Below are 17,764 nucleotides of genomic sequence, written 5' to 3' on the forward strand. Positions count from 1 at the left end.
AACAAGGTAACTGTACCGGAAGGTGCGGTTGGATCACCTCCTTTCTACATCGCTCCGCATCTCTCTTCGCCACCAACAGTCACTGCTGTTCCTGATACCCCCTGCGAAAGCGGGGGGTGTGCGTTTTTATTTCTTATGGGCGCTACTCTCTAGTCATGCAAGACGCATTTGTACAGGCGCAACAGGACGTTCAAAGTCTCTCTCGCAAGCCGGGCAACGATACGCTGCTCAAGCTGTACGCGCTCTACAAGCAGGGGACGGGAGGGGACGTGTCGGGAGAGCGGCCCGGAGGGTTCGATTTCGTGGGTGGAGCCAAGTACGACGCCTGGGCGGCGCTGCGGGGGCAGAGCCAGGCGGACGCCCAGCGGGAGTACGTGGCGTTGGTCGGGACACTCAAGGCGCGGGGTTGACCGCTCCTCGGCATGTCCGCACGCGGTAAGCTGCGGGGGTGACGCAGGGCCAGCCCTCCCCAGACTCGGCACCCGAGGTCGGCACCTCGGCCCTCGCGCCCGCCAAAGCCAGGATGCGGGAGCTGGCGGCGGCCTACGCGAGCGGCCTGCCCGGCCTCGATACCCACAGCCTGATGAGTGGGCTGGACGCCACGCTGACCTTCATGCCGATGGGGGACCGGGACGGTGCCTATGACCCGGAACACCGCGTCGTCCTCATCAACAGCCGGGTTCGGCCCGAGCGGCAACGTTTCACGCTGGCGCACGAGATCAGCCACGCGCTGCTGCTCGGAGACGACGACCTCCTGAGCGACCTGCACGACGCCTACGAGGGCGAGCGGCTGGAGCAGGTCATCGAGACCCTGTGTAACGTGGGCGCTGCCGCCCTGCTGATGCCGGACACGTTGATCGACGAGGTGCTGATGCGCTTTGGGCCGACGGGCCGCGCCCTCGCCGAACTCGCCCGACGGGCCGACGTGAGCGCGAGCAGCGCCCTGTATGCCCTCGCGGAGCGAACGGTGGTGCCCGTGCTGTACGCGGTCTGTGCTGTCACGAGGCTGGATGTGGAGTCGGAGGCCGACGAGGAGGAGGGCCGGACCTCGCCCGTGAGGGCTCTCACCGTGCGCGCGAGTGCTGCCGCGCCGGGGGTCAAGTACAGCCTGCGTTCCGGCACGCCCATCCCCGAGGAGCACCCGGTCGCCGTGGCGCTCGGCACCCAGCTGCCCATCGCGCAGGAGAGTTACGTCCCATTTCGCTCCGGGCGGAAGATGCCCGCCTATGTGGACGCCTTTCCCGACCGCCAGCGGGTGCTCGTGAGCTTCGCGCTGCCCATGCGCCCGGTGAAGGGGGAGGACGAGGCTGCGGGCTGAGGGCTGGGTGGGCCGAACACACGCCCTGACCTTCGGCTTCGCCGTGCCGGGCGGCGAGCGCACGCCGGACGGATGGCGGGTCGCGTGGTCGGGCTGCGCCGTGATGGGCGTTCTCAACGTCACGCCCGACAGCTTCAGCGACGGCGGGCGGCATATGAGGCTGGAGGCGGCGGTCGCACAGGCACAGACCATGAGGGACGCAGGTGTGTTGATGATCGACGTGGGCGGCGAGAGTACCCGCCCTGGTGCCGAACCCGTGCCCGTGGAGACGGAACTCGACCGCGTGCTGCCGGTCATCCGGGCGCTGGCGGGAGAGGGCGTCCTCCTGAGCGTGGACACGATGAAGCCCGAGGTCGCGGCGGCTGCGTTGGGGGAGGGCGCACACCTGATCAACGACGTAACCGGCCTGCGCGACCCAGAGATGCGGCGGGTCTGCGCCGAGGCGGGAGCACCCGTCTGCGTCATGCACATGCGGGGGGAGCCGCGCACCATGCAACGCGACCCGCACTACGACGACGTGGTGGCGGAGGTCCACACCTTCCTGCATGAACGGGCGGAGGTCGCTTTGGCAGCGGGCGTGCCGTCCGTCCTCCTCGACCCCGGCCTGGGCTTCGGGAAGACGCCCGCGCACAACCTCGCGCTGCTGCGGGCGCTGCCGGACCTCACGGGAGGGCCGCATCCCGTCCTCGTGGGGGTGAGCCGCAAGCGCCTGATCGACACGCTGGCCGGGGTGCCCGAGGCCCGCGAGCGCGATCCGGGAACGCTCGCCCTGCACCTTCACGCCGCCCGGCACGGGGCCGCGCTGGTCCGCGCCCATGCCGCCGGGGCGCATGTGCAGGCGCTGAGGGTGCAGGCCGCGCTGGACGACCCCACCCGCTAGAATCCCGGCCATGAGCCGCGTCGTTCTGGAGGGGCTGGAGTTTCACGCGCGGCATGGTGTCTACGAGACGGAGGCGGCCCTGGGCGCGCGATTTGTCATCGACGCGGAGCTGCACTGGGCCTTTGCGGGCATCCCCGACGATCTGGGAGCCGCCGTGAATTACGCCGCCGCCTACGACGCCATCCGCGAGGAGGTGACGGGCCATCGCTGGAAGCTCATCGAGGTCCTCGCCGACCGGGTGGCCCGCCGACTGCTGCGCGATCACCCCCGCCTGGAGCGCGTGACGGTGCGGGTTCACAAGCCCTTCGCGCCCCTGCCCGGCGTCTTCCGCGACGTGTACGCCGAGTTGACCCTGCGGCAGGGGGAATGATGGGGAGCGAGGTGTCATATGTGGCCCTCGGTGCCAATTTGGGAGATGCGTTGGGTGCTTTGCGGGTGGCGCGGGACGAACTGGCCCAACTCGGTACACTGACGGGCGTGAGCGGCCTGTACGTCACGGTGCCCGTGGGCGGTCCGCCCGGTCAATCTGACTATGTGAACGCCGCCGTCTGCCTCGTCACTTCGCTTGGTCCTGCCGAACTCCTGGCCGCTCTCCACAACATCGAGGCACGCGCCGGACGGACGCGCCGCGAGCGGTGGGAGGCGCGTGTCCTCGACCTCGACCTCGTTCTGTACGGGCAAAGGGTGCTGGACACGCCGGGCCTGACGCTGCCGCATCCGCGCGCCTGGGACCGGGCCTTCGTCCTCGTGCCGCTGGCCGACCTCGATATGGACCTTCCGCATCCGGTCAGTGGGGAAACGGTGCGGGCGGCGTTGGAGCGTGTAGGACGCGAGGGCGTCACGCTCGCCGCACCCTTCTGGTGAGGGTGACACGTCCCTGTTGCCGCTCACCGGGCGCGGTATGCTGCGCGGTGCCATGAGTGAACTCACCTCCCCCAAACGCCACGGACGGCTGGGGCGCACGCTGCTCTGGGTCGCCATCGCCCTCAGCGTGGCGCTGCTGGGCTTCGTGACCGCCGTGACCATCCGCGCCAATCCCTATTACAGCAACGCCGAGGCGAACGGCATCAGCAAATACATCTTCCTGGAAGAGTGCAAGGAGCAGATTCACGACGCCGAGGAGCTGGAGGCGCTCAAGGGCGTCTTGCAGCAGACCGGGCAACTGCGCCCCAACCAGAACCTGACCGCCGACATCGCCGCCGAGCCAAGCGAACTCGTCGCCAACACGCAGGAGGCCCAGGGCGGCGGCTGGACGCTGACGGCCCCCGCCAACATCCGCATCGTGGGGCAGACTGCCGTGCTGGGTCAGCTCGGGATGCAGTGCAACCATGCCAAAGCGCAGGGGCGGACGGTCGCGCAGCTTCAGCTTCCCGGCGGTCAGTAGTAACCCCTCTTCGACAGCAGGAAAGAGCCGTCCTCCGCATGTGGGGACGGCTTTCTCTTGGTCGTTACAGCACCACGTCCAGCCCGCTCAGGCACTCCTCGGCGATGGCGCGGGCGAGGGGATCGCGGGTGGTGCGGGCGTAGCTGACGCCGAGGTGCAGGTGATCCTGCCCCGCCTCCCCGCCCGCCAGCGCGAGCGTCTGGTAAAAGGCGAGGTGGACGTGGGCCAGCAGCACGTCGCGCGTGCGCTCGGGCGGCAGCGCCCGCAGGATGCCCAGCGCCTCCTCGTAGGCGTCGATGGCCCGCTCCTGATCGCCCTCCACCGCCCACTCGCGCCCCAGTTGCAGACTGCGGGCGGCGGTCAGGTAGGCGGGCCTCATGGGGGGATTGTAGCCCGGAGGGTGGGGCGGCACCGAGGGAGCGACCAGCGGCCAGCTTCCAGCCGCCAGCACGACGGGGGGCTATCCTGCCCCCATGACCGGGTGGCTGGGGGCGCTGCTGCTGATCCTCGCGGGGTACGGCTGGGGCACCCGCCTCTCCGCGCGGGAGGGGTCGCCCGTGCCGCTCGGGGCCGTGCTGGTCCTCACGCTGGGGGCGAGCGTGCTGGGTCTCGCCCTCGTGATCGAGGCGTTTCTCGCCCATCAGGACGGGCCGCTCGTGGTGGGAGCGGTCGGGGCACTCGCGGCGGCGGCGCTGGCGGTGTTCACGGCGCGGGAGTAGGGAGCGGGGAACATCGGCCCCGCCTATGCTGTCGGTGTGGAAAGTCCCATCGTAGGCTGGCTGGTATGGCTTGTTTCCGGGGGAGGAGGCGCGGCGGGATTCGTCGGCGGCTTCCTGCTCGTCCGGGCGGTTCCGCGCGTCTCACCTCCAGCGGTGTTGCTGACGCTCTTGATGTTCGGCACCTTCGCCCTCCTGGTCTTCGCCTCGGAAGTCAGTGGGGTGGCCCTGCTGTTGGCGATAGCACCCAACATCGTTGGCGCGTTCCTGGGCCGTCTGACCCGCCCCTGGCCCCCGGACTGGTCACAGGTTCGGCCACGTGCCGCCCGACTGAGGTGGCCGCCGGACCGACGCTGAAAGGGAGAAGGGCCGCTCATCTCAAGAACGAGCGGCCCTCTCTTGCGGTAGTTCAGTCCCGGCGCGGTGGGCGCGGTCCCCGGTCGCCGCCTCCCCCAGCACGGGCCGGGCGCGGTTCACGCGGGGCGATCTTGCCCTCCAGTTCGGGGCGGATCAGGTCGATCTTGCCCCGGTCGTCGACGCCCACGATCTTCACGCGGAGTTTGTCACCGACGTTCAGCACGTCCTCGACGGCGTTCACGCGCTGCTCGCTGATCTGGGAGATGTGGAGCATCCCGTCCTGACCGGGGAAGAGGTTGACGAAGGCACCGAAGGGAGCCGTCTTGACCACCGTGCCCTCGTACTCCTCGCCGACGCGGGCGGTCTTCGTCAGGCCCTCGATGCGGGCGCGGACGCGCTCGGCGGCCTCGCCGTCGGCGCTGAAGATGCGGACGGTGCCGTCCTCCTCCACGGTGATCTGCGCGCCCATCGCCTCCAGCTCCCGAATCTGCTTGCCGCCCGGCCCGATGACCTTGCCGATGAGTTCGGGGTTGATCTTGAGGGTGAGGATGCGCGGCGCGGTGGGCGAGAGTTCGGGGCGGGGCCGGGGCAGCACCTCGGCCATCTTGCCCAGGATGTGCAGCCGGGCCTCGCGCGCCTGCGTCAGCGCCTCGCGCATGATCGCCGGGGTGATGCCGCCCACCTTGATGTCCATTTGCAGGGCCGTGACGCCCCCCGCCGTGCCGCAGACCTTGAAGTCCATGTCGCCCAGCGCGTCCTCCAGCCCCAGGATGTCGGTGAGGATGCGGTAGCGCTCCCCCTCCATCACGAGGCCCATCGCCACGCCCGCCACCGGGGCACGGAGCGGCACGCCCGCGTCCATCAGCGCGAGGCTCCCGGCGCACACGGTCGCCATGCTACTCGACCCGTTAGACTCCAGCACCTCGCCGACCACGCGCAGCACGTAGGGGAAGTCGTCGTAGTCGGGCAAGACCGCCCGGATGGCCCGCTTGGCGAGGTGGCCGTGACCGACCTCGCGGCGCGACTGGCCGCCCATGCGCTTGACCTCGCCCGTGGAGTACGGCGGGAAGTTGTAGTGCAGCAGGAAGCGGTCGTGGTCCTCGGCGGTGAGGTCGTCCACGATGATCTCGTCGCGCTCGGTGCCCAGGGTCGCCACGCCGAGCACCTGCGTCTCACCGCGCGTGAAAATCGCGCTCCCGTGCGCGCGGGGCAGGGGCCGGACCTCGATCCAGATGGGCCGCACCGTGCGCGTGTCGCGCCCGTCGGCGCGCAGGTCCTCCTCAATGATGAGGCGGCGCAATTCCTGCTTCTCCACCTTGCCGAAGGCCGTCTTGAGGGCGAGGGTGCGCTCGTCGGCGTTCTCGGTCTCGTCCCCGAGGCGCTCCCCGATCAGGCGGTCACGCAGGGCCTTGAGGTTGGCGCTGCGCTCCTTTTTCTTCACGGTGAGCAGGGCGTCGCGCAGCCCCGCCGCCCGCGCGGCCTCGGCGAGTTCGGGCACGAGGTCAGGGCTTAGGTCGCCCTCCGCGAGGATGTTGAACTTCTCGCGTCCCATCTCCGCCCGCATCGTCTCGATCAGGTCCAGCACGCCCTGCATCCCGGCGTGGGCGAACTCGATGGCCCCCACGAGCGTCTCCTCGTCCACCTCCTGCGCGCCCGCCTCCACCATCATCACCGCGTCGCGCGTGCCCGCCACCACGAGGTCGAGGGTGGAGCGCGTGAGCTGGTCGGTGGTGGGGTTCAGGACGTATTCGCCGCCCACCTGCCCCACCCGCACGCAGGCGGTCGGGCCGTTCCACGGGATGTCGCTGAGCATCAGGGCCGCCGACGCGCCGATGGGGCCGAGCACGTCGGGGAGGTTCTGTCCGTCGGCGCTGACCACCGTGATGATCACCTGCGTCTCGTGGCGGTAGCCCTTGGGGAAGAGGGGCCGAATCTGGCGGTCGGTCAGCCGCGCCGTGAGGATCGCCCGCTCGCCGGGCCGCCCCTCGCGCCGCTGGAAGGAGCCGGGAATCTTGCCCACCGCGTAGTGGCGCTCCTCGACCTCCACGGTGAGGGGCAGGAAGTCCAGCGTGCTCCGGTCGTCGCGCGCCTGAGCGGTGACGAGGAGCATGGTGTCGCCGTAGCGCAGGGTGACGCTGCCGCTGACGAGCCGCGCCAGTCGCCCCGTCTCGATGCTCAGTTCGCGCCCGCCGAGCATCGTCGTGTATGTCTTGCCTGTCATCGGAGAAGTCTACCGTGCGGGGGAACCGGGAACTGAGCCGCCGGACAGGGTGAACAAAGTCTTCCGCCCACGCGCGTAAACTCCTCCCGATGACCGCCCCGCTTCTGCCGACCACCCGCGACGTGCTGCTCACCTGTCCCCTCGACTGCCCGGACGCCTGCCGCCTGCGCGTGACGCTGGGCCGGGGCGAGGACGGGCGCGAGCGGGCGGTGAAGTTGACCGGGGACGCGAACCATCCCTACACGAAGGGGTTTGCGTGTGCCAAGACCGTCCACTACCCGGCGCGGCAGAACCACCCCGACCGCCCGCTGTACCCGTTGCGCCGCGTCGGGAGCAAGACCGACCCCGAACCCCAGTTCGAGCGTGTGACCTGGGACGAGGCGCTGGACGACATCGCCGCCCGGCTGCGGACGCTGCTGGACACGCGCGGCCCGTCCTCCATCCTGCGCTACCACTACGCGGGCACGATGGGGCTGATGGAGAACTCGCACGCCCATGCGCTGTGGCGGGCGCTGGGCACCCCCGAACTCGACGAGACGATCTGCGCGACGGCGGGGTCGGCGGGCTGGCAGATGGGCTACGGCCCGCGCTACGGCGTGGACCCCCTCGACGTGCCGCACGCCCGTCTGATCGTGTTGTGGGGCATCAACTCGCTGAGTACCCACAGCCACCTCACCCCGCAGATGACGGCGGCGCGCAAGGCGGGGGCGCGCATCATCCACATCGACCCCTACCGCAACCGCACCTCGGCCTACGCGGACACCCACCTCAAGCTGCGGCCCGGCACCGACACGGCCCTCGCCCTCGGCGTGATGCACGAGCTGTTCGCCCACGGCTGGACCGACGAGGCGTACATCGCGGAGGCGACGACGGGCGTGGAGGAGTTGCGCGAGGCGGCGCGGGAATGGACGCCCGAACGCACGGCCTCAGTCACGGGTCTGACGGTAGAGGAAGTCCGCGACCTCGCCCACGCCATTGGCACGACGCGGCCCACCTACCTCCGCGTCGGCTACGGCATGACCCGGCACGAGTCCGGTGGGACCGCTCTGCGCGCCGTGACCCTCCTGCCCGCGCTGACGGGCGACTGGCGGCACCGGGGCGGGGGCGTCGTCCTGAGCACGAGCGGGGCCTTCGCGCTCAACCGCTCGCGGCTGGGCGGGGCGCATCTCGTGAGGCCGGAGACACCCCACATCAACATGAACGAGCTGGCGAACGCGCTCGCGCCGGAAGCGGGCTTCGGGGCCGTCGTCGTCTACAACTGCAATCCCGCCGTCGTCGCCCCCGATTCCAAGCGGGTGCGCTCGGGCCTTCAAAGAGACGACCTCCTCGTGGTCGTGCTGGAACAGGCGATGACCGAGACGGCGCGGCTGGCCGACTACGTGCTCCCTGCGACGACCTTCATGGAACACCCCGACCTGTACCCGAGCTACGGCCACCACTGGCTCGGCTACAACGAGGCCGCGTTGGACGCTCCCGGTGAGACGAGGCCGAACACCTGGGTCTTTCAGCAACTCGCCCGCCGCCTCGGCGTGACGGAACCGAGCGTGTACTGGACGGTGGACGACCTCATGCGCGAGGTGTTGAACACCGACCATCCGCATCTCGCCGGAATCACCCCCGAGCGGCTGAGGGCGGAGGGGAGTGTGCGCCTCAACCTGCCCGAGGTCTTCCTGCCCTATGCGGACGGTGCCCCGACGCCGAGCGGGCGGGTCCAGCTTTCCCCCGCGCCCCGTCACCGCGAACCCGAGGCCGCCCTCAACGCCGAGTATCCCCTGCGCCTCCTCACGCCGCCCGCCCACCACTTCCTGAACTCCACCTACGGCAACCTGTCCAACCTGAACCGTGCCGAGGGTGGGGAACCCCACGTCCTGATCCACCCCGCCGACGCGGAAGCCTACGTTCTGACGGACGGCGGACGTGCCACGATCACGAGCGAGATCGGGCAGGTCGTCCGCCGCGTGCGGGTGACGGAGGCGGTGCAGCCCGGCGTGGCCGTCGTCGAGGGAACGTGGTGGGGCCTCAGCGCCCCCGACGGCGAGAGCATCAACGCCGTGACCGCACAGACGTTGACGGACCTGGGCGGGGGCAGCACGTTCCACAACACGCGGGTGCGGGTGGGGCGGGCCGGGGCAGCCACGTCCTGAGCTTCGATGTCGAGGGGGAGGCGGCCCGGTCTGACGGGCGCTGGCTGGGGCGCTGGCTTCCTGGACCTCCCCTATACTCGGCGGACCTATGAAGCTCAACCACATCAATCTGGAGGTCACGGACGTTACGGCGACCGTCGACCTATTTGAAACATACTTCGGCTTTCGGCGCACGCGACTCGTGACTCAGGAGATGGCCTTTTTACGAGACGAGAATCAGGCGCTGATTTCCCTGTTCAGGAACGAGGCTGTGGTGTATCCACAGATGTTCCACATCGGTTTTACCCGTGAGACGGTCGAGGAGGTCGATGAGCTGCACCGCCGCTTAGTGGAAGGCGGTTTCCACCCGGAAGCACCCAGGGAGGACCACGGGCGCTGGACGTTCTATTTCGCCACGCCGGGGGGGTTCACGCTGGAGGTGCAGAAGTTTCACCGGGAACTCGTGTAGGGGTGCTGCGCTCTCAGCCAGGGTTCGAACCATGACCAGGGTCGTCCTCATCACGGGCGGCAGCCGGGGCATAGGAGCGGCCACCGCCCGACTCGCGGCGGAACGCGGCTACCGGGTCGGGGTGGATTACCACCGGGACGCAGACGCCGCCGAAGCGGTGGTGCGCGATATAGAGAAGGTTGGAGGCCGGGCGCTCGCTGTACAGGCCGACGTGGGCCGCGAGGAAGACGTGGAGCGGCTGTTCGACGAGGTTCAGTCGGCGCTCGGTCCGGTCACGGCGCTCGTCAACAACGCGGGCATCCTGGAGCGTCAGGCACGGGTGGATGAGATAGACGCCGGGCGGCTGGGCCGTGTGCTGAGCACCAATGTCGTCGGGGCCTTCCTGTGTGCTGGGGCGGCGGTGCGGCGCATGTCCACCCGCTACGGGGGTGTGGGCGGCGTGATCGTCAACGTCTCGTCGCGGGCCGCCGTGCTGGGGTCGCCCGGCGAGTACGTGGACTACGCGGCGTCGAAAGCGGCGGTGGATACCCTCACGGTCGGCCTGGCCCGCGAGGTCGCCGCCGAGGGCATCCGCGTCTGCGGGGTACGCCCCGGCCTCATCGAGACGGAGATTCATGCGCTGGGCGGGGAACCGGGCCGCGTCGCCCGGCTGGCCCCAGGCGTGCCGCTGGGCCGGGGCGGCAGCGCGGAGGAGGTCGCCCACGCGATCCTGTGGCTCCTCTCCGACGAGGCGAGCTACGTCACGGGCACTCTGCTGGACGTGAGCGGCGGGCGCTGACCCTCACGCCCACGGCGAAGCTCAGCCCTCCAGCATCCGCCCCCAGCCCTCCACGTCCTCACCTACCGTCAGCACCTTGCCGCCACGCACGAGGGGCAGGCGCAGCAGCTCCGGCGTCTCGATGACGCGGGCGATGATGGCGTCCTCCGTCGTGCGGAGGTAGGCGAGGTTGGACCGCTCGTAGGCTTTGCCCTCGGTGTCCAGCAGCGAGTTCAGGCCGAACTTCTGCACGAAGCGGGTCAGCTCTCCTTTGGCGATGGGTTTGGCGCTCAGGTCCACGAAATGAATCTTGACCCGCCGCTCCTTGAAGAACCGCTCGGCGGCACGGGTGGCGGCGCTCTTTTTCAGGCCGAACATCTGGACTTGGGGGGCGGTCATGGGGGGAGTGTAGCGAGCCGTCAGCGGTCAGGAAGGGGCAGAAAAAAGTGCTGGCTTCGCTGAGGGCTAAACGTCGAATACACCGCCCCATCTTCTGGAGAGTGAGGTAGATTGGCAGGTCCGAACCGCAGGTGGTCTATCCGGCAGGCCAGCCGCTCGCCCGGCAGGCCACACACCACCTCGCGTTCTTGCCCATCCAGCGAGGTCACGACACCTTCAGTCAGCCTGGGGACTGGAAACAGGTTGGCCCGTGCCACGGCGTCGAGTTCCATAGCGGTAGGAGTGCGGCCCTTCCACCTGACCAGTTCCGCCACGATCTCCCTGTCTCCCATATTCGGATGCAAGAAGACCACCGGTCCAGATGTTTCGCGCATCACCCGTGCCGCCGCCTTGCAGTACAGGTCTTCACGGCTCCGCGCGCACACCTTGATCCACTGACGCGACGAGGCCGGACTCTGAAGGTCCAGACCCGCCTGCCAGATATACGCGCCGATCAGTCCTACGGGGACCAGAAAGATCAGGACGGCTAGGAGGAAGAGAAGACGCCGTGCCCTCAACATCCTCAGTTCGTGTAAATTCCCGACAGGTCCTCGTCCCGCCCGCCCACGGGCAGCCCCAGGTGGTCATAAGCGTGGGCGGTGGCGACGCGGCCCCTCGGCGTGCGCTTGATAAAGCCGAGCTGGATGAGGTACGGCTCGTACACGTCCTCCAGCGTCAGGGCGTCTTCCGAGATGGCGGTGGCGAGGGTGTCCACGCCCACCGGGCCGCCCGCGAAACGGTGAATCAGCGTCTCCAGGTACTTCTTGTCGCGGTCGTCCAGGCCCGCCGCGTCCAGCCCGAGGCGGTCGAGGGCGTCCAGCGCACGGGGCAGTTCGATGGTCTTCTCGCCCGCGACCTCGGCGTAGTCGCGCACACGCCGCAGCAGCCGCTTGGCAATTCGCATCGTGCCGCGCGAGCGGGCACCGATCTCCACGGCGGCCTCCTCCACCAGCCCGAAGCCGAGCAGCCGGGCGTCGCGCAGCAGGTTCGTGCCGATCTCGGTGGGCGTGTAGTACTCCAGGTGCTCGATGATGCCGAAGCGCGAACGCATGGGCGCGGTGATGAGGCCGGGCCGGGTCGTCGCGCCCACGAGCGTGAAGCGCGGCAGCGGCAGCTCGATGGTCCGCGCCGCCGGACCCTGCCCCAGCACGATGTCGAGCTTGTAGTCCTCCATCGCCGGGTAGAGGTGTTCCTCGGCCACGCGGCCCAGGCGGTGAATCTCGTCGATGAAGAGCACGTCGCCCTCCTCCAGCGAGTTCGTGAGGATGGCGGCGAGGTCCCCCGGCTTCTCGATGGCGGGACCCGACGTGACCCGGATGTTCACCCCGAGTTCGTGCGCGATGATGTGCGCCAGCGTCGTCTTACCGAGGCCAGGAGGCCCGAAGAGCAGCGTGTGATCCAGCGCCTCGCGGCGGCCTTTCGCGGCCTGGAGGTACACCGTCAGCTTTTCCTTGAGCCGCTCCTGACCCACGTACTCCGTCAGGGTCTTGGGGCGCAGCGCGGCGTCGAGCGGTTCGGTCATGCGGCCATATTACGCTATTTCCGAAAAAGGGGGCAAGGGTACGCCTATAGGTGGACTGTATTCTTGTGAAAGTACAAAAAACGCTCTTTGATTCTGCTATTGACATAACATCAAATGTAATTTAAGCTAAGTTGTCCGCCCAATCCGCCCTCTTCCCAGGAGGTTGTTTATGCCCGTCCAGACGCATCACCCCGCCGGAACGCCGAGTTGGTTCGACCTCACGAGCGGGAAGCCGGAGGAGGCGCGGCGGTTTTACAGCCGCCTCTTCGGCTGGAGCTTCGAGGACCAGGGGCCGGAGTACGGCCATTACCACTGGGTCTGCAAGAGTGGGCATGTGGTCGCCGGATTTATGCCGAAGTCGCCGGAGATGGGGGAGATGCCGAGTACCTGGACCGTCTACTACGGCAGCGACGACGCGCGGGCCGACGCCGAGCGCATCAGGGAACTGGGCGGGCAGGTCATGGTGGAGCCTATGGACGTGCATGGGCTGGGCCACATGCTCGTCGCCAGCGACCCCACGGGAGCCGTCTTCGGGCTGTGGCAACCGCTGAGCTTTCCCGGCTCCGAGTTGGAGAACGAACACGGCAGCATGACGTGGCAGGAGGTCAACACACGCGACGCCGGGGCCGCCCGCGCCTTCTATACGCGGCTGTTCAGCGCGAGCAGCGAACCCATGCAGGGCGTGGAGGGCCTGACCTACCACACGCTGAAGAAGGATGGGATGGAGGTCGGCGGCATCATGGGGATGGACGCGGAACACTGGCCCGACTCCATCCCGCCCCACTGGATGCCCTACTTCGCCGTGAACGACGTGCGGGAGGCCGTCCGGGTCGCCCCGGAGAGCGGCGGAACGGTGCAGGTGCCGCCCTTCGACTCGCCCTACGGCACCATCGCCATCCTGAGCGACCCGGATGGGGCAGTATTCAGCGTTATCGAGCTGAGCGAACCCTGAACCGCAAGACATAAGAAGGGGGAGGCCAGGCGACGACCTGACCTCCCCTCTGCGTCTGATTTGAACTACTGACCGTGCATCCGAATCAATCCCGGCAGGTCGTGGGCGAGGTCCCCGGCCAGCACCTCGGAGTTGCCGTACACGCGCACGAAGCGGCCCTGTGCGTCCACCACGCTGACCTGATCGCCGTGCAGTCGGGCCGCTTGAGCCGCGCTCGCCCCGGCAGCCTCTGCATTCGCGCTGCCGTTCCCCGCCGCCTCCGTGTGGTCGTCGTGCCCGCCGTGATCGCCCTGCGGCTGGGGCGCGGGCTTCACGTTCGCCACGAACATCACCCGCGCGGCCTCGTCGATGGTCGCCGCCTCACCCGTCAGCCCTGTGAAGGCGGGGTCGAAGCGGCCCAGATAGTCGCGCAGCACCTCCGGCCCGTCATGTTCCGGGTCCACCGTCACGAGCTGCACGCCTATGCGTTCGCGTTGGGCGGGCTGCAACTCGGCCAGATTGTTTTTCAGGGCCGCCAGCGTCGCCGGGCACACGTCCGGGCAGCGCGCGAACCCGAAGAACACCAGTCGCACCTTCCCACCCGAGTCGGCGAGGGTGGCCGCCTCCCCCTGCTCGTTCACCAGTCGCAGCGCGGGCAGGGGCACGGGCGCGTCGAGCGCGGTGCCTCCCTGCGCGGTGGGGGAGACGTTGCGGAAAAGGAGCAGCCCTCCCAGAACTGCGGCGAGGGCGAGCAAGGCCGCCGTGAACCACTTCATGCACCCAGGCTAGAGCGGCGGGGGCGGGCGGGGTGTCCCAGGAGCGGTCAGCTCTCAGCCGTCAGCGGTCAGCCGAAAAAGAAGGAGGTGGAGACGCCCCCACCTCCTTTGCTGATTGCTGAAAGCTAACCGCTGACCGCTACCTCACCACGCGTAGAAGATCGCCACGATCAAGAGCCACACCACGTCCACCAAGTGCCAGTACAGGCTGGCGGCGGTCAGGGAGCCGTGGTTGTACTTGTCCATCTTGCCGGTCAGCGCCTGGTAGTACGGCAGGGCGATGCCGGTGCCGCCGATCAGGATGTGCAGCCCGTGCAGGCCGACGATGATGAAGAAGCACGACTGCCACAGGTTCTGACGCCAGTCACTCTCCACGCCGAACAGCGAGAACTCGTACACCTGGAAGAGCATGAAGACCGCGCCCAGCAGCAGCGTCAGGAACAGGCCCAGCCGGAACCACGTGTAGCGCCCGTGGTGGTGGTCCTGCTCGGCCTTGTGGATCACGAAGGACGAGGAGACCAGGATCAGCGTGTTCAGCGCGGCCAGCCACACGTTCGGGCGCAGGGCGGGCGGCTCGGCGGCCCCGATGATCCGCAGGTACACGTACCCGGCGATCAGGACGCCGAAGAGGCTCACTTCCGAGATGATGAACCACGCCATCCCCATGAAGCCGTTGTCGTACTTCGTGAGGTGGTGGTGCTCCACTGGCACGGCATACTCACGCGTCCCGGCCCACTTGAAGAGCGACCAGAAGAACAGTGGGAAGCTCAGGTACAGGATGATGCTCGCCGCGACGAAGCCGATGCCCCCCTCCAGGAAGGGTTGCAGGCCGTCCGCCGGGGTGTAGTTCGTGAACCAGCCGAACGAGAGGCCGTAGCCCATCAGCAGCAGCGAGAAGGCCGTCATGAAGGGCCAGATGGAGTCCACGGGCAGGTGGATCGACTTGGGGTCCACGGGCGTGAGCTTCTCGCCGCTCTTCTCCCAGTCGTACAGCGGGCGCTCGGTGGGGAAGGTGGTGGGGAACTCGTGCGCGAAGTTGTACGCGGCGGGCGGGGAGGCCGCCGTCCACTCCAGCGTGAAGCCGCCCCAGGGGTTGGGTCCCGCCGTGATGGGCCGCCGCATGCTCTGGAGCATGTTCCACACGAACACGACGCCGCCCGCGAGCAGCACGAACGCGCCCACCGAGGAGATGAAGTTCAGCTCCGTCCAGGTGGCGTTGCCCACCGGGTAGGTGTAGTAGCGCCGGGGCATCCCCATCAGGCCGAGGACGTACTGCGGCAGGAAGGTCAGCCACGAGCCGACCATGAACAGCCAGAAGTGCCACACGCCCATCTTCTCGTCGAGGAAGCGGCCCGTCATTTTCGGCCACCAGTAGTACAGGCCGCCGAACGCCAGGAACGCCGTGCCGAACATCATCACGTTGTGGAAGTGCGCCACGACGTAGTAGCTCATCGTCACCTGATAGTCGAAGGGCACCATCCCGAGAGAGACACCCGTGATCCCGCCCACCAGGAAGTTGAAGATGAAGCCGACGAGCCAGTAGGTCGGCGTCTTGAGCAGGATGCGCCCGCCCCAGAGCGTGCCGATCAGGTTGAAGATTTTGACGCCCGTGGGCACGGCCACGATCAGCGTCGCCACCGCGAAGGCGATCTGCCACGCCTCGGGCAGCCCGATGGCGAAGAAGTGGTGCGCCCACACGAGCAGCGAGACGAGCACGATGCCGAGCAGCGAGTACACCATCACCCGGTAGCCGAACAGCGGCTTGCGGGCCATCGTGGAGGCGATCTCGGCCCCGATGCCGAGGTAGGGCAGCAGCATCACGTACACGGCGGGGTGGGAGTAGAACCAGAAGAACTGCTGCTGAAGCAGGGGCGTGCCGCCGATGCCGGGGTTGAACATGCTCAGCCCCAGCTTGAGTTCGAGGAGCACGACGAGCGCGGCGGCGGTCAGGCCACCCAGGCTGACGAGCTGGAGCAGGCTGGTGGCGAAGATGCTCCACGAGAAGATCGGCATCTTCCACAGGCTCATGCCCGGCGTCCGCAGGTTCACGATGGTCGCCGCGAAGTTCGCGCTGCCGAGCAGCGACCCCAGGCCGTTGAGGAGCACCGCCACCATGAACACGGCCACGCCCGTCTGGTTGCCGTCCGCCACCAGCGGGTAGGGGAAGGTCCAGCCCACGCCGGGCACGCCGCCGTTCCACAGCGCCGTCACCACGAGCACGAGGCTGAAGATGAACAGCCACACCGCGAAGGTGTTCACGCGCGGCAGCGCCACGTCGCGCACCCCGAGTTGCAGCGGCAGGAAGAAGTTCCCGAACCCGAACAGCCCGATGGGAATCAGGAAGAAGAACAGCATGACCACCGCGTGAACGGTGAGCACCTGGTTGTAGGCGTTGCCGGTGAGCAGCGTCTGCTCGGGCAGCGCGAGCTGCACGCGGATGGCGAGGGCGAGGAAGCCCGCCAGCGCGAAGCCCACCAGGGACGTGAGGATATACAGAATCCCGATCTTCTTGTGATCGGTGGTCATCATGTAGTCCTTGATGACCTCCCACGCGCCCCGGCGTTCGGCGGCGGTGGGCTGCGGCGCGTGCTGAACCGTCACGAGTTGCCTCCCTCTCCCTCTGAAGCGTTGTTGTCCTCAACGCTCTCCGGGCCGCCGATGATCGGCACGTCCCGCCAGTAGTTCGCCTCCTCGGGGAGCTGGAGGCTCCGCAGGTAGGCCGCCACGTCCTCCAGCTCGGCGCGGGTCAGCACGCCGCCCTTCAGAACCTCGCCGTTCACACGGTACTCGCTGCCGTCGTAGGTCGGCATCAGGCTGCCCGGCTTCACGCCGGGGCTGTTGGCGAGCCAGGGAATCAGCATCTCGCGGGCGCGCTCGCCCTCCCACAGCCCGGCCCCCAGCGTGCGGCGGCTGCCGAAAAAGCTCAGGTCCGGCCCGGCGGCCCCGTTCGCGGGCGTGCCCTGCACCCGGTGGCACGACGCGCAGGCGAGCGCGCCCGTGCTGGCCTTGCCCTCCATGAAGATCGTGTAGCCGCGCGCCTCGGCGCTGCCCGTGGCGGGAGTGGGGGCGCGGTAGGCCTGCGCCGCCCGCAGGAAGGCGTTGTACCGCTCCGGCTCCAGCGCGATCACCTTGTAGCGCATGTTGGCGTGGCTCGCCCCGCACAGGAACGAGCAGTTGCCCTGGTACACGCCGGGCCGGTCGGTGTCGATCTGCCACGTCTTCTGCGCGCCCGGCGTGGCGAAGCGTTGCCCGCCGAGGTTCGGTGCCCAGAAGCCGTGCATCACGTCGCCGCTGCCCACCGTCACGGCCACCTGGTTGCGGGTGGGGATGATCAGCTCGTTGCCGTTCGTGACGGTGCCCCCGGCGGCGGCGGGCGCGCCCGGATACCCGAAGTTCCACCAGAACTGCCGGGCGAGCACGGTGATGTCCACAGCCTCGCGCGGGGTGGGATTGATGCGCGCCATCGTGCGGACGGTCAGCACGCTCAGCATCACCACGATGAGGACGGGCACGACCACCAGGATGACCTCCAGGCGGTTGTTGCCGTGGAACTGCGCGGGCGCGTTCTCGTTGCGGTCCTCGCGGAACTTCTGCACCGAGTAGAACAGCGCCCACGACACCCCGATGAAGATGATGATCGAGAAGGCGATGGCGGGCACGCTCATCCAGAACACTTCGCGGTTGCTCGCCGACGACAGGTCGCCGATGCTGATCAGCTGCTCCGTCCCGCACCCGGTCAGCAGCGTCGCGCCCACCCCGAGCAGACCCGCCCGCGCGAAGCGGCGCAACGTGGCCCCCCGTGGCCCGCCCCCGTGGCGGTGATGTGTGGTGTTCAATGTCACTCCTTTCCTCTCTCCTGTTCTCCCAGTCTA

The 17,764-nt window shown here is 68.4% G+C and carries 20 protein-coding genes; 12 read left to right on the plus strand and 8 right to left on the minus strand.

All coding sequences use genetic code 11. The features are described 5' to 3' along the window. Nucleotides 1–155: 155 nt before the first annotated feature. From V3W47_RS17795 to V3W47_RS17820, 6 genes are all read left to right on the plus strand, one after another. A complete protein-coding gene (locus V3W47_RS17795; RefSeq protein ID WP_331826576.1) occupies nucleotides 156–410 on the plus strand; it encodes an acyl-CoA-binding protein in 255 nt (84 codons plus the stop codon). Nucleotides 411–523: 113 nt separating this feature from the next. Continuing rightward, a complete protein-coding gene (locus tag V3W47_RS17800; protein WP_331826609.1) occupies nucleotides 524–1,318 on the plus strand; it encodes an ImmA/IrrE family metallo-endopeptidase in 795 nt (264 codons plus the stop codon). A gap of 7 nt (nucleotides 1,319–1,325) precedes the next feature. Beyond that, nucleotides 1,326–2,198 (plus strand): dihydropteroate synthase, encoded by an 873-nt coding sequence (folP, locus tag V3W47_RS17805; protein ID WP_331826577.1) that lies wholly within the window; start codon nucleotides 1,326–1,328, stop codon nucleotides 2,196–2,198. A gap of 10 nt (nucleotides 2,199–2,208) precedes the next feature. Then, nucleotides 2,209–2,568 carry a dihydroneopterin aldolase gene (gene folB, locus V3W47_RS17810; RefSeq protein ID WP_331826578.1) on the plus strand — a complete coding sequence of 120 codons (360 nt, stop codon included), beginning with the start codon at nucleotides 2,209–2,211 and terminating at the stop codon, nucleotides 2,566–2,568. Beyond that, nucleotides 2,565–3,062, plus strand: a complete 498-nt coding sequence (gene folK, locus V3W47_RS17815) for a 2-amino-4-hydroxy-6-hydroxymethyldihydropteridine diphosphokinase (protein WP_442877244.1) — start codon at nucleotides 2,565–2,567, stop codon at nucleotides 3,060–3,062. The genes folB and folK overlap by 4 nt, the downstream gene beginning before the upstream one ends. Nucleotides 3,063–3,114: 52 nt before the next feature. Beyond that, nucleotides 3,115–3,582, plus strand: a complete 468-nt coding sequence (locus V3W47_RS17820) for a hypothetical protein (RefSeq protein ID WP_331826580.1) — start codon at nucleotides 3,115–3,117, stop codon at nucleotides 3,580–3,582. A gap of 64 nt (nucleotides 3,583–3,646) precedes the next feature. Here V3W47_RS17820 and V3W47_RS17825 read toward each other — a convergent pair whose 3' ends face one another. Next, nucleotides 3,647–3,961 (minus strand): hypothetical protein, encoded by a 315-nt coding sequence (locus V3W47_RS17825; RefSeq protein WP_331826581.1) that lies wholly within the window; start codon nucleotides 3,959–3,961, stop codon nucleotides 3,647–3,649. A gap of 94 nt (nucleotides 3,962–4,055) precedes the next feature. Between V3W47_RS17825 and V3W47_RS17830 the strand changes: the two genes are divergently transcribed. After that, a complete protein-coding gene (locus V3W47_RS17830; protein WP_331826582.1) occupies nucleotides 4,056–4,301 on the plus strand; it encodes a hypothetical protein in 246 nt (81 codons plus the stop codon). A 36-nt stretch (nucleotides 4,302–4,337) separates the two neighbouring features. Then, nucleotides 4,338–4,655 carry a hypothetical protein gene (locus tag V3W47_RS17835; protein WP_331826583.1) on the plus strand — a complete coding sequence of 106 codons (318 nt, stop codon included), beginning with the start codon at nucleotides 4,338–4,340 and terminating at the stop codon, nucleotides 4,653–4,655. A gap of 52 nt (nucleotides 4,656–4,707) precedes the next feature. Here V3W47_RS17835 and pnp read toward each other — a convergent pair whose 3' ends face one another. Further along, on the minus strand, nucleotides 4,708–6,876 hold the full coding sequence (gene pnp / locus V3W47_RS17840) for a polyribonucleotide nucleotidyltransferase (protein WP_331826584.1): 2,169 nt from the start codon (nucleotides 6,874–6,876) through the stop codon (nucleotides 4,708–4,710). Nucleotides 6,877–6,965: 89 nt separating this feature from the next. Here pnp and V3W47_RS17845 point away from each other — a divergent pair, with 89 nt between their 5' ends. The 3 genes from V3W47_RS17845 (at nucleotide 6,966) to V3W47_RS17855 (ending at nucleotide 10,246) form a co-directional block, all read left to right on the plus strand. Beyond that, nucleotides 6,966–9,020: a molybdopterin oxidoreductase family protein gene (locus V3W47_RS17845; protein WP_331826585.1), complete on the plus strand. Its 2,055-nt coding sequence runs from the start codon at nucleotides 6,966–6,968 to the stop codon at nucleotides 9,018–9,020. Between the two features lie 88 nt (nucleotides 9,021–9,108). After that, nucleotides 9,109–9,468, plus strand: a complete 360-nt coding sequence (locus V3W47_RS17850; RefSeq protein WP_331826586.1) for a VOC family protein — start codon at nucleotides 9,109–9,111, stop codon at nucleotides 9,466–9,468. A 31-nt stretch (nucleotides 9,469–9,499) separates the two neighbouring features. Further along, the gene (locus V3W47_RS17855) at nucleotides 9,500–10,246 is read left to right on the plus strand and encodes an SDR family oxidoreductase (RefSeq protein WP_331826587.1); all 747 of its coding nucleotides are present in this window, start codon (nucleotides 9,500–9,502) and stop codon (nucleotides 10,244–10,246) included. Nucleotides 10,247–10,267: 21 nt separating this feature from the next. Here the strand turns inward: V3W47_RS17855 and V3W47_RS17860 are convergent, their stop codons facing one another. From V3W47_RS17860 to ruvB, 3 genes are read right to left on the minus strand one after another with little or no spacing between them, the layout of a single operon-like run. Then, nucleotides 10,268–10,624 (minus strand): ArsC/Spx/MgsR family protein, encoded by a 357-nt coding sequence (locus V3W47_RS17860; protein WP_331826588.1) that lies wholly within the window; start codon nucleotides 10,622–10,624, stop codon nucleotides 10,268–10,270. A gap of 20 nt (nucleotides 10,625–10,644) precedes the next feature. After that, complete coding sequence (locus V3W47_RS17865; protein WP_331826589.1) at nucleotides 10,645–11,184, minus strand: hypothetical protein; 540 nt, start codon at nucleotides 11,182–11,184, stop codon at nucleotides 10,645–10,647. A 2-nt stretch (nucleotides 11,185–11,186) separates the two neighbouring features. Next, nucleotides 11,187–12,185, minus strand: a complete 999-nt coding sequence (ruvB, locus tag V3W47_RS17870) for a Holliday junction branch migration DNA helicase RuvB (protein ID WP_331826590.1) — start codon at nucleotides 12,183–12,185, stop codon at nucleotides 11,187–11,189. A gap of 169 nt (nucleotides 12,186–12,354) precedes the next feature. Here ruvB and V3W47_RS17875 point away from each other — a divergent pair, with 169 nt between their 5' ends. Continuing rightward, entirely contained in the window at nucleotides 12,355–13,137 is a 783-nt protein-coding gene (locus tag V3W47_RS17875; RefSeq protein ID WP_331826591.1) for a VOC family protein, read from the plus strand. Nucleotides 13,138–13,202: 65 nt separating this feature from the next. Here the strand turns inward: V3W47_RS17875 and V3W47_RS17880 are convergent, their stop codons facing one another. The 3 genes from V3W47_RS17880 to coxB all read right to left on the minus strand — a co-directional run bounded on the left by V3W47_RS17880 (nucleotide 13,203) and on the right by coxB (nucleotide 17,728). Beyond that, nucleotides 13,203–13,892, minus strand: coding sequence for an SCO family protein (locus V3W47_RS17880; protein WP_331826592.1), 690 nt, complete (start codon nucleotides 13,890–13,892; stop codon nucleotides 13,203–13,205). A gap of 144 nt (nucleotides 13,893–14,036) precedes the next feature. Continuing rightward, entirely contained in the window at nucleotides 14,037–16,493 is a 2,457-nt protein-coding gene (locus tag V3W47_RS17885; RefSeq protein ID WP_331826593.1) for a cbb3-type cytochrome c oxidase subunit I, read from the minus strand. Continuing rightward, a complete protein-coding gene (gene coxB, locus V3W47_RS17890) occupies nucleotides 16,490–17,728 on the minus strand; it encodes a cytochrome c oxidase subunit II (protein ID WP_442877246.1) in 1,239 nt (412 codons plus the stop codon). Before coxB ends, V3W47_RS17885 begins: the two co-directional genes overlap by 4 nt. Nucleotides 17,729–17,764 lie beyond the last annotated feature (36 nt).

The sequence above is a fragment of the Deinococcus sp. YIM 134068 genome, from assembly GCF_036543075.1.
Taxonomy (GTDB): domain Bacteria; phylum Deinococcota; class Deinococci; order Deinococcales; family Deinococcaceae; genus Deinococcus; species Deinococcus lichenicola.

Excerpts from the sequence above, each read along its gene's own strand:
- V3W47_RS17795 (WP_331826576.1), top strand. The coding sequence starts at position 156 with ATGCAAGACGCATTTGTACAGGCGCAACAGGACGTTCAAAGTCTCTCT.
- V3W47_RS17800 (WP_331826609.1), top strand. The coding sequence starts at position 524 with ATGCGGGAGCTGGCGGCGGCCTACGCGAGCGGCCTGCCCGGCCTCGAT.
- folB (WP_331826578.1), top strand. The coding sequence starts at position 2,209 with ATGAGCCGCGTCGTTCTGGAGGGGCTGGAGTTTCACGCGCGGCATGGT.
- folK (WP_442877244.1), top strand. The coding sequence starts at position 2,565 with ATGATGGGGAGCGAGGTGTCATATGTGGCCCTCGGTGCCAATTTGGGA.
- V3W47_RS17820 (WP_331826580.1), top strand. The coding sequence starts at position 3,115 with ATGAGTGAACTCACCTCCCCCAAACGCCACGGACGGCTGGGGCGCACG.
- V3W47_RS17825 (WP_331826581.1), bottom strand. The coding sequence starts at position 3,961 with ATGAGGCCCGCCTACCTGACCGCCGCCCGCAGTCTGCAACTGGGGCGC.
- V3W47_RS17830 (WP_331826582.1), top strand. The coding sequence starts at position 4,056 with ATGACCGGGTGGCTGGGGGCGCTGCTGCTGATCCTCGCGGGGTACGGC.
- pnp (WP_331826584.1), bottom strand. The coding sequence starts at position 6,876 with ATGACAGGCAAGACATACACGACGATGCTCGGCGGGCGCGAACTGAGC.
- V3W47_RS17845 (WP_331826585.1), top strand. The coding sequence starts at position 6,966 with ATGACCGCCCCGCTTCTGCCGACCACCCGCGACGTGCTGCTCACCTGT.
- V3W47_RS17850 (WP_331826586.1), top strand. The coding sequence starts at position 9,109 with ATGAAGCTCAACCACATCAATCTGGAGGTCACGGACGTTACGGCGACC.
- V3W47_RS17855 (WP_331826587.1), top strand. The coding sequence starts at position 9,500 with ATGACCAGGGTCGTCCTCATCACGGGCGGCAGCCGGGGCATAGGAGCG.
- V3W47_RS17860 (WP_331826588.1), bottom strand. The coding sequence starts at position 10,624 with ATGACCGCCCCCCAAGTCCAGATGTTCGGCCTGAAAAAGAGCGCCGCC.
- V3W47_RS17865 (WP_331826589.1), bottom strand. The coding sequence starts at position 11,184 with ATGTTGAGGGCACGGCGTCTTCTCTTCCTCCTAGCCGTCCTGATCTTT.
- ruvB (WP_331826590.1), bottom strand. The coding sequence starts at position 12,185 with ATGACCGAACCGCTCGACGCCGCGCTGCGCCCCAAGACCCTGACGGAG.
- V3W47_RS17875 (WP_331826591.1), top strand. The coding sequence starts at position 12,355 with ATGCCCGTCCAGACGCATCACCCCGCCGGAACGCCGAGTTGGTTCGAC.
- V3W47_RS17880 (WP_331826592.1), bottom strand. The coding sequence starts at position 13,892 with ATGAAGTGGTTCACGGCGGCCTTGCTCGCCCTCGCCGCAGTTCTGGGA.